Raw genomic sequence first — 9,060 nt, 5'->3', positions numbered from 1 at the left:
GGATGGAACCATCCCCATGGCGACACCGGTAGTACAAGGGGGTTGTACGCATGGCTGTAGTGATGTCGATGCACTGGGCAGAGGTGACTCCGGACCAGTACGACACCGTGCGGGACGCGGTCGGCTGGGAGGAGATCCCGGCGGCCGGCGGTCAGGTACACGTGGCCTGGTTCGACGACCAGGGCCTCCACGTCACCGACGTGTGGGAATCCCAGCAGGCCTTCGAGACCTTCTTCACCGAACGCCTCGCCCCCGCGATCCAGGAAGCCGGCCTCACAGGATCCCCCGAGACGACCATCAGCTCCCTACACCGCCGCTTCATCGCACCCGACATCAACGGCGCGGCATAGCAACAGGCCCCCTACCTGCGGTGACCCGCGGGCAGGGGGCTCTTGTTCAGCTCTGGTTACCTCGTCGTGGCCACTGCCGAGCAGCGTCGGACGGCCCAGAGACGGCCCAGACTCGGGTCTCTGTCGGCCGCCACCGCTGTGTCTCAGCGCTCCTCAGCATGCCGGTCACTCATACATCGTGGCTGCCTTGAGTGCGTGGGCGAAGTACGTCCAGTTGCCCTCCGCCGGCAGGGCCTCCCCCAAGTGGCGCTCGTACCAACCGGGTCCGGACTGCACCCAGGCCGTGAGTGCTTCCAGGAACTGCCCCAACGTCGAGTTCTCCCATTCCTCCCCATGTTGGAGGTACTCCTGGGTGAGCTGGGCCAGGAAGGCTGCGAACGCCTCTTGGTCAGGCACGGATTGATTTGAGGTCAGCGGCAGCGCCATGCGATCACCCTATGGGCCTGAGCACCTTGGGCTGCCGCTGAAACGTTGCCCGGTGTTCCCCGTGGTCCCCCACAAAGCTGGCGCGGTTCTGGCATGGCACGTAACTCTGTGGCCGCCGTGCGGCGTCACGCTTGATGGTGCCCGACGTCTTCCTGGGTGTTCTCGCACGAGCCGAGCCGTCTCCTGGTGTGGCAGTAACCTTCTGATCCGTAGCTCTACCTGGATGGGGCGGTGGCGGCCGTAGCAATCACTCTGAAGCCTCTGAGGGACGTTGCTGGTCAGGGGCAGTTGCTGCGGTGGCTGCACTTGGTTGCTGTACGGCTTGAGCGGCACGATGTACGCGGGCGAGGTTGTTGCGGCTGATCAGAGTGTGCGGGTGCGTGTCGCCGAGCACCTGTTCGCACTGGGCGAGGGTGGCCTCGTACAACGGGATCGCCCGCCTCAGATCCCCCGCCGCTCGGTAGGCGCCGGCAAGGTTGTTGCGGCTTTGCAAGGTATGCGGGTGCGTGTCGCCGAGCACCTGTTCGCACTGGGCGAGGGTGGCCTCGTACAACGGGATGGCCCGCCTCAGATCCCCCGCCGCTCGGTAGGCGCCGGCAAGGTTGGTGCGGCTTTGCAAGGTATGAGGGTGGGTGTCGCCGAGCACCTGTTCGCGTTGAGCGAGGGCGGCCTCGTACAACGGGATCGCCCGCCCCAGATCCCCCACTGACTCATAGGCGGAGGCGAGGTTGTTGCGGCTGGTCAGGGTATGCGGGTGGGTGTCGCCGAGTACGTGCTCGCGTTGGGCGAGGGTGGTCTCGTACAGCGGGATGGCCCGCCCCAGATCCCCCGCCGACTGGTAGGTGTAGGCGAGGTCGCTGCGGCTGATCAGGGTGTCTGGGTGGGTGTCGCCGAGCACCCGTTTGCGTTGGGCGAGGGTGGCCTCGTACAACGGGATCGCCCGCCCCAGATCCCCCGCCGACTCGTAGGCACCGGCGAGATCATTGCGGCTTTCCAGGGTGTCTGGGTGGGTGTCGCCCAGCACCCGTTTGCGTTGGGCGAGGGTGGCCTCGTACAACGGGATCGCCCGCCCCAGATCCCCCGCCGACTCGTAGGCACCGGCGAGATCGTTGCGGCTGTGCAGGGTGACGGGGTGGGTGTCGCCGAGCACGTGCTCGCACTGGGCGAGGGTGGCCTCGTACAACGGGATCGCCTGCCCCAGATCCCCCGCCGCCCGGTAGGCGCCTGCGAGGTTGCCGCGGCTCATCAGGGTGGAGGGGTGGGTGTCGCCAAGCAGCAGCTCGTGCTGGGCGAGGTTGGCCTCGTACAAGGGGATGGCCCGCCCCAGATCCCCCGCCGCGTGGTACGTGTAGGCGAGGTTGTTGCGGCTGATCAGGGTATGCGGGTGGGTGTCGCCCAGCACCTGTTCGCACTGGGCGAGGGTGGTCTCGTTCAATGGGATGGCCCGCCCCAGATCCCCGGCCGCCTGGTAGGCGCTGGCGAGGTTGTTGCGGCTTTCCAGGGTGTCGGGGTGGGTGTCGCCCAGCACCTGTTCGCACTGGGCGAGGGTGGTCTCGTACATCGGGAGGGCCTGCCTCAGATCCCCCGCCACCCGGTAGGCACAGGCCAGGTTGTTGCGGCTGGTCAGGGTGTCTGGGTGGGTGGTGCCGAGTACGTGCTCGCGTTGGGCGAGGGTGGTCTCGTACAAGGGGATGGCGCGTTTCAGGTCGCCTGCCGCCTGGTAGGCGCCGGCGAGGTTGTTGCGACTCGTCAGGGTGTCAGGGTGGGTGTCACCCAGCGCCCGCTCGCACTGGGCGAGGGCGGCTGTGCGCAAGGAGATGGCGTGGGCATCGCGGCCCTGCCGGTCCAGGTATTGGGCGGCGGCGTGATAGGCGTAGGCGGTCGTGCGGGAGGCACGGTTGTTCGATGGCGTGGATTCGGCCAGAGCGATGACATGGGGGAGCAGTCGTTCCCACTGCACGGTGTGCTCCGTTGCAGGAACATCCTCATTGGGGAGAGCCACCCATACGGCTTTTTCGGCTTCTTGCCGACCGGGGGGATAGGCGTCGGGCTCCAAGGTGGTTCGAGTACGCAGGACGGTCTGCACCAGACGGTGAACGTTAATGCCCTGCCGGTCGGCGGTGAAGGCGATCATGTTGTAGGCGTGCAGGATGCCCAGTGAGTCGTCCACGGCGACGGGATCAGGGGCGAGCGAGGCCAGGAGGGCGCGGGGGATGTCGTCCGGGGCTGTCCACGCCATGGTGTCCAGCAGGGTGACGGCCAGCGGTTCGCGTCTTGCGATCACGGTGAGGGTCTGGTCCCAGATACGGGCGATGGTGCGCTCGGAGTTGATCCCGTCGGCCCCCTTGGCCAGCATTAAGCCCAGGGTGTGGCGGTAGGCGTCGATGTCGCTGCCGGTCTGGTACAGGTAGGCGCCGGCTTGTTCCAGGGCCAGCGGCAGATACCCCAGGTCTCCTGCCAGCGCTTCAACATAGCGGCGCTGGGTGGGAGTGGGCGGCTGCCCGTCGAAGATGATGGCGCACAGCAGGTCGGCGGCTGCGTCAGGCGCGAGCAGGCCCAGAGGCATGGTCGGGGCGATGGCGTGCCAACCGGTGGCCCGGCGGCTGGTGGCGAGATGGTGACCGTCGGGGAGAGTCCCGAAGTAGTGCCGCAGGACGTCGGGGTCTTCGACGTTGTCGAAGATGAGCAGCCAGCCCGTGTGCCACTGCAGCCACAGCATCGCCCACGCCGCCCGCTGCTCCACGTCCGCCGAGGCCGCCCAGTCCTGGCACAGCCTCACGGTTAGGGAGGCGAGGTCCGCGACGATTTGTTCCGCCGAGGTGGCATTGATCCACCACACCAGCGTGTACGAGTTGCGGTACCGGTGAGCGTAGTGCAGCGCCAGCGTGCTCTTGCCGATACCGCCCAGCCCGTGGATCGCCCGCGCGCCCGAGGCGGCCTGGGTGACCGCGGCCTCGCCTTCGCGGGCGAGCACTTGCCGGAGTCGCTTGACGTCTGCGTCCCTGCCGACGAACAGCCCAGACGCAGATCCGGACAGATTCGTCAGACCCGGTGGCGCGCACACTTCCTGCGCCCGTTGCGCCGCTTGCGCCGACACCATGATCACGCGGGCGTGGTCCCCGGTGATGGCCACGCCGATGCTGTCGGCTGCCACCGACCGTCCGCCCGCGGCATGCGGGCCGCCGTGCCCGGACATGGGCTCGCTGTTCACCACCGCAGCCTGACGTTGTCACCGGTGACGGCCGTGCCGATGGTCTGCGCCGCGATGGCACGCTCACCGGACGCCGTCACGTTCACCGACCCGGCACCGGCGGTCGACAGCATCCCCGTCAGCTCGTCCCGCAACTCCGCGTCCTCCCGCAGGGCACGCTTGATCTGCTGGCACAGTGTCGCCTCCGCGTCGCCGCCTTCCGGATCATCAGCGGCGTCCCGCACCGCGGCCTCCAGTTCCACCCGGCGCTGCTCGCCGCGACGGTGCCACACCTCCTGCAGGATCCGTCGCCCCGGATTCGCCCTCGCGTCTACAGCGGCATCCTCGGCCCGGGTAAGCACACCCACCCCGTACGCGCTCACCGCCGTCGACAGATTTGGCCCCGCCAGCTCCACCAACTGCACGATCTCGGAACCCACATGATCCCCCGAGGCCTGCTCGACTCCGAACAACTCAGCGTAGGAAGTCATCAGCCATCATGTAACCCAAAACGTCCAAAATACCCGTGGCCGTTCCAGAACAGGCCGCAATCGCACAGGAAGACCCGCTGCGACGAGGGCGGCACACCAGCTCACACCCGCCCACAAGGCCCCGGAGTCCTGGCCCGGACACCAGGGAACAAGTAACCCGACGGTAGGTTTGGTTCGCGCTGGCCACAGCCTGCGTCGCGGCGCCGGGCAAGGACCGCCCGCCCGTCACCGAGAGACGAGGGATAACGCTGATGGTCGCCTTTCACGGAAGGCCGTCGCACGTGGTGGGCGCCGCATTGGTTCTCGCGCTGGCCACGGCCTGCGGCCCGGCGGACGACGAGGACCTCCCGCCCGTCACCAGGGACCAGGTCATCGGCCACTGGAAGGGGGACTGCGCGGGGACGGGGGCCACGCTCGACCTCGCCGCGGACGGCACCGTCAGTGCCACGAAGTTCCTTGTCCACACCGACGGCATAGAAAATGAGCCACGGCGGGTCGACGGCACTGGCGAGTGGTACCTCTTCGAGGGCGTCGAGGGTGTCACCCCGCAGACCCTCGAGCTGAAGCTGGGCAACCGCATCCAGTCACTGGATTACGTCCCCGACGGGAGCGAGCTACGCCTGCGGCTCATCGTCGACCCTGACGCCGGGCTCGACTGCAACTTCGAGAAGACGGGCCGGCGCCCGGCTCAGCCGACGTCGTAGAACTCCGGGGCCAGGCAGACCCGCTGTGACACCCGCGTCACATCACCTCTCACCTGCCCGTCACGCCCGCCTACCGGTCAGCGCCACACTTCGGGCAGACCAGCGAAAGCGCGCGACGGAGCTCAGCGGCTAGAGCGGCCGTCGCGCGCGAGCGGAGCGCGCTGCCAAGAGTCACGCGGCCGTAGGCCGCCCCTTCTTTCTCATTCCACAGCGGGCGTTTCGTCCACGAAGACGTGGCCGGCTGGGTGTGCGGCTCTTTGAGCGAGCCATCCCGAGACACGCGGCCCGCCGTTCACCGCGACCCCTTCCCGGACGGTGCGCACGTGCTCAAAGCCCTGACGCCGGTACACGTGCTCAAAGCCCTGACGCCGGTTATAGCGCTGTAGTGCCTCGTTCGTCGTCCAGGCATCAAGCCTCAGCCACTTCACGGAGGACCGCAACGCCTTGTCTCCCGCCCAGTCGAGCAGTCGGCCGCCGAGGTTCCGACCGGCATACGTCCGGGCAACCGTCAGCTTGTTGATGAACAGAGACGGCTCGCTCAGTTCCTGCTCAGACCACAATCCCTCTTCCGCATCCGGCGTCAGGGTGATGGTCGCTGAGGTCACCTCTCCGTCCCGCACCATGAACACGGTGCCAGATTCGATCGTCGCCAAGAGACGGTCGGCCGGATAAGGACGGCTCCACTGGTCAGACCCCAACTCGCTGAGCCATCCGGCCGCTTCCTGCCGAAAGGCAACGTGCGTGCCGTGCTCTCGGCCGCCGTAGAGGACGGGTGCCTACGCCGGGACCCCTGCCACTCGCACACGGTGACCCCGCCGGCCATCGGTGCACGCCGCGTCGTCCCCTGGGAGCCTGAGCGCGTCTTCGCCATGCGCGCCGCCATGGTCGACCGCTTCCGACCGATGGTCGACGTGGGCGCCGGATGCGGCCTGCGGCAAGGGGAAATCCTCGGGCTGTCCGTCAATGACATCGACTTCGACAGCGGCACCGTGCACATGGTGCAGCAACTCAAGCTGAGCCTGAGCAAGGCAGTGTTCGCGCCCCCGAAGGGCGGCAAGCTCCGAGACGTGCCGCTGCCCGATCCCGTGGCAGAGGCGCTACAGGAGCACATCGAGCGGTTCCCGCCTGTGGAGATCAAGCTCCCCTGGATGCGGGCGAACGGCCAGCCGGTGACGCGGCGGCTCATCTTCACGGGCCCCAACGGTGGGCACGTCTGGCGTACGTCGCTGAACGAAGACCACTGGAAGCCCGCTCTCGCCAAGGCGGGTGTCATCCCGAAGGCCAAGAGCCGCGAGCACGCCGCCGCCCGCGAGCACGGCATGCACGCGCTACGGCACTTCTACGCGTCCGTGCTCCTGGACGCCGGGGAGAGCATCAAGGCCCTCGCGGAGTACCTCGGTCACTCGGACCCAGGGCTGACGCTGAAGGTGTACGCGCACCTCATGCCGAGCAGCCGGGAGCGGGCCCGGAAGGCTCTCGGGCAGGCTCTCCGGCCGCAAGATCACACGGGCTGAGGTTCCAGAGAGGTTCCACGGCATGAAAATGCCCCTGAGTCGCGCCGTATGCGCAGCTCAGGGGCATGATCACCAAACCTACTTCTTCTTGCCCTGGTTCTTGACCGCCTCGATCGCGGCTGCGGCGGCGTCGGGGTCGAGGTAGGTGCCGCCGGGGTTCAGCGGCTTGAAGTTGGCGTCCAGTTCGTACGACAGCGGGATGCCCGTCGGGATGTTGAGGCCCGCGATGTCGGCGTCCGAGACGTCGTCGAGGTGCTTGACGAGGGCGCGGAGGGAGTTGCCGTGGGCGGCGACGAGGACCGTGCGGCCGGCGAGGAGGTCGGGGACGATGCCGTCGTACCAGTAGGGGAGCATGCGGGTGACGACGTCCTTGAGGCACTCCGTGCGGGGGCGGAGCTCCGGGGGGATGGTCGCGTAGCGCGCGTCCGAGGACTGGGAGAACTCCGAGTCGTCCGCGAGCGGGGGCGGCGGGGTGTCGTACGAGCGGCGCCACAGCATGAACTGCTCCTCGCCGAACTCGGCGAGGGTCTGGGCCTTGTCCTTGCCCTGGAGGGCGCCGTAGTGGCGCTCGTTCAGGCGCCAGCTGCGGTGGACCGGGATCCAGTGGCGGTCGGCGGAGTCGAGGGCCAGCTGCGCGGTGCGGATGGCGCGCCTCTGGAGGGAGGTGTGGAGCACGTCCGGGAGCAGGCCGGCGTCCTTCAGCAGCTCACCGCCGCGCGTCGCCTCCTTCTCTCCCTTCGGCGTGAGGTTGACGTCCACCCAGCCGGTGAACAGGTTCTTCTCGTTCCACTCGCTCTCGCCGTGGCGGAGGAGGATCAGCTTGTACGGTGCGTCGGCCATGGCTCCGAGCGTAATCGACGGCCGGGAATCGTCGCCCACCTGGCCGATAGGCGGACAGCCGGGCAGCTTCCCACACTGTGCGTCACACCGTTCGTCTTCGACGGTTGACTGGGGTTGCTAATTGGGTGGCCCGGTCCCCTGGCGCGTTCGTAAGTTGTGTTACCGCGTTAGCCACTTACGTCCGTGGGGGATCTCCATGCCACTCGTCGCTGCCAGACGTGCCGTCCGGGAGTCCGTCTCGGGGCTGCCCCGGGAGTTCTGGTGGCTGTGGACCAGCACGCTCGTGAACCGACTGGGCGCGTTCGTCGCCACGTTCATGGCGCTGTATCTGACGCTGGACCGCGGGTACTCCGCCTCGTACGCCGGGCTCGTCGCCTCGCTGCACGGCCTCGGCGGGGTCATTTCGTCGCTCGGCGGCGGAGTCATGGCCGACCGGCTCGGGCGGCGGCCCACGCTGCTCATCGCGCAGGCGTCCACGGCCGTGTCGGTCGCGCTCCTCGGCTTCGTACAGGATCCCGTCTCGATCGCCGCCGTCGCCTTCCTCGTCGGCGCGACCAGCAACGCGTCCCGCCCGGCCGTGCAGGCGATGATGGCGGACATCGTCCGGCCCGAGGACCGCGTTCGCGCGTTCTCCCTCAACTATTGGGCCATCAACCTCGGTTTCGCCATCTCCTCCATGGCCGCCGGGTTCATCGCCGAGGTCAGTTATCGCGCCGGCTTCCTGATCGAAGGAGGGATGACGCTGGCCTGCGCCGTCCTCGTCTTCCTGAAGCTGCCGGAGTCGCGGCCGGAGCGTACGGCGGTGGAGAAGGCCGGAGCGGAGGAAGTCGGGCTGGGGACCGTGGTCCGCGACGGGCGGTTCATGGGCGTCGTAGGGCTTTCCTTTCTTGTTGCGCTGATCTTCCAGCAGGGGTCGGTGGGACTGCCGGTCGCGATGGGGGAGGCCGGCTTCACGCCTGCCGACTACGGCCTCGCCATCGCCGTCAACGGGGTGCTGATCGTGGCCCTGCAGATCCCGGTCACCCGTTTCATCGAGCACCGGGACCCGGGACGGCTCCTCGTCATCTCGTCCGTGCTCGCCGGGTACGGCTTCGGCCTCACCGCCTTCGCCGGGTCGATCGGGGTCTTCGCCCTCACCGTCTGCGTCTGGACCCTCGCCGAGATCGTCAACGCGCCCACCCAGACCGGCGTCGTCGTCCGCCTCTCGCCCGTGCAGGGGCGCGGCCGCTACCAGGGCATGTACACGATGTCGTGGTCCGTGGCCGCGCTCGTCGCCCCGCTGATGTCCGGCGTCGTCATCGACCGCTGGGGCGCCGAGTGGCTGTGGGGGCTGTGCGCGGTGATCGGGACCGTGGCGGGGGTGGGGTACTGGGCGTTGATGCGGTGGATGCCGGAGCCGGAGGGGGCGGCTGCCGCCGGGCAGGAACCGGAGCGGGCGGCTGCCGCCAAGCCGGCGGAGAAGGCGGTCCCGGAGGCCGAGGCGCGTACGGTCCCGGAGGCCGAGGCCCGTACCAGCTCGGTCTGAGCACACGCTCGCGGATGCTT

General features: G+C 68.3%; 7 protein-coding genes and 2 pseudogenes. 4 read left to right on the top strand and 5 right to left on the bottom strand.

Annotation, left to right across the window (positions count from 1 at the left end):
• The first annotated feature begins 50 nt into the window (after window positions 1-50).
• The gene (locus ACFU53_RS10030; protein ID WP_383988499.1) at window positions 51-350 is read left to right on the top strand and encodes a hypothetical protein; all 300 of its coding nucleotides are present in this window, start codon (window positions 51-53) and stop codon (window positions 348-350) included.
• Window positions 351-515: 165 nt separating this feature from the next.
• Here the strand turns inward: ACFU53_RS10030 and ACFU53_RS10025 are convergent, their stop codons facing one another.
• From ACFU53_RS10025 to ACFU53_RS10015, 3 genes are all read right to left on the bottom strand, one after another.
• A complete protein-coding gene (locus tag ACFU53_RS10025; RefSeq protein WP_383988496.1) occupies window positions 516-746 on the bottom strand; it encodes a hypothetical protein in 231 nt (76 codons plus the stop codon).
• A 277-nt stretch (window positions 747-1,023) separates the two neighbouring features.
• The gene (locus ACFU53_RS10020) at window positions 1,024-3,987 is read right to left on the bottom strand and encodes a tetratricopeptide repeat protein (protein WP_383988493.1); all 2,964 of its coding nucleotides are present in this window, start codon (window positions 3,985-3,987) and stop codon (window positions 1,024-1,026) included.
• Window positions 3,984-4,457 carry a hypothetical protein gene (locus tag ACFU53_RS10015; protein ID WP_383988490.1) on the bottom strand — a complete coding sequence of 158 codons (474 nt, stop codon included), beginning with the start codon at window positions 4,455-4,457 and terminating at the stop codon, window positions 3,984-3,986. The genes ACFU53_RS10020 and ACFU53_RS10015 overlap by 4 nt, the downstream gene beginning before the upstream one ends.
• Window positions 4,458-4,708: 251 nt before the next feature.
• On the opposite strand from ACFU53_RS10015, the gene ACFU53_RS10010 reads away from it, so the two are divergent.
• Window positions 4,709-5,161 carry a hypothetical protein gene (locus ACFU53_RS10010; protein ID WP_383988487.1) on the top strand — a complete coding sequence of 151 codons (453 nt, stop codon included), beginning with the start codon at window positions 4,709-4,711 and terminating at the stop codon, window positions 5,159-5,161.
• A gap of 200 nt (window positions 5,162-5,361) precedes the next feature.
• On the opposite strand, the pseudogene ACFU53_RS10005 reads toward ACFU53_RS10010, so the two are convergent.
• Window positions 5,362-5,898 (bottom strand): annotated as a pseudogene (locus ACFU53_RS10005) (GNAT family N-acetyltransferase); the annotation flags it as partial.
• Between ACFU53_RS10005 and ACFU53_RS10000 the strand changes: the two are divergent.
• Window positions 5,896-6,675: pseudogene (locus ACFU53_RS10000) on the top strand (tyrosine-type recombinase/integrase); the annotation flags it as partial. The pseudogenes ACFU53_RS10005 and ACFU53_RS10000 sit on opposite strands and share 3 nt — an antisense overlap.
• 78 nt (window positions 6,676-6,753) lie before the next feature.
• Here the strand turns inward: ACFU53_RS10000 and ACFU53_RS09995 are convergent.
• Window positions 6,754-7,515 carry a phosphoglyceromutase gene (locus tag ACFU53_RS09995; RefSeq protein WP_383988484.1) on the bottom strand — a complete coding sequence of 254 codons (762 nt, stop codon included), beginning with the start codon at window positions 7,513-7,515 and terminating at the stop codon, window positions 6,754-6,756.
• A gap of 196 nt (window positions 7,516-7,711) precedes the next feature.
• Between ACFU53_RS09995 and ACFU53_RS09990 the strand changes: the two genes are divergently transcribed.
• Window positions 7,712-9,040, top strand: a complete 1,329-nt coding sequence (locus ACFU53_RS09990) for an MDR family MFS transporter (protein ID WP_383988481.1) — start codon at window positions 7,712-7,714, stop codon at window positions 9,038-9,040.
• The last annotated feature ends 20 nt before the right edge of the window (window positions 9,041-9,060 follow it).

It is taken from the genome of Streptomyces sp. NPDC057474 (genome assembly GCF_042802555.1).
In the GTDB taxonomy this organism is placed as follows: Bacteria; Actinomycetota; Actinomycetes; order Streptomycetales; family Streptomycetaceae; genus Streptomyces.
The sequence above is the reverse complement of the archived record's forward strand: the minus strand, read 5'-3'. Positions and strand labels throughout refer to the sequence as shown.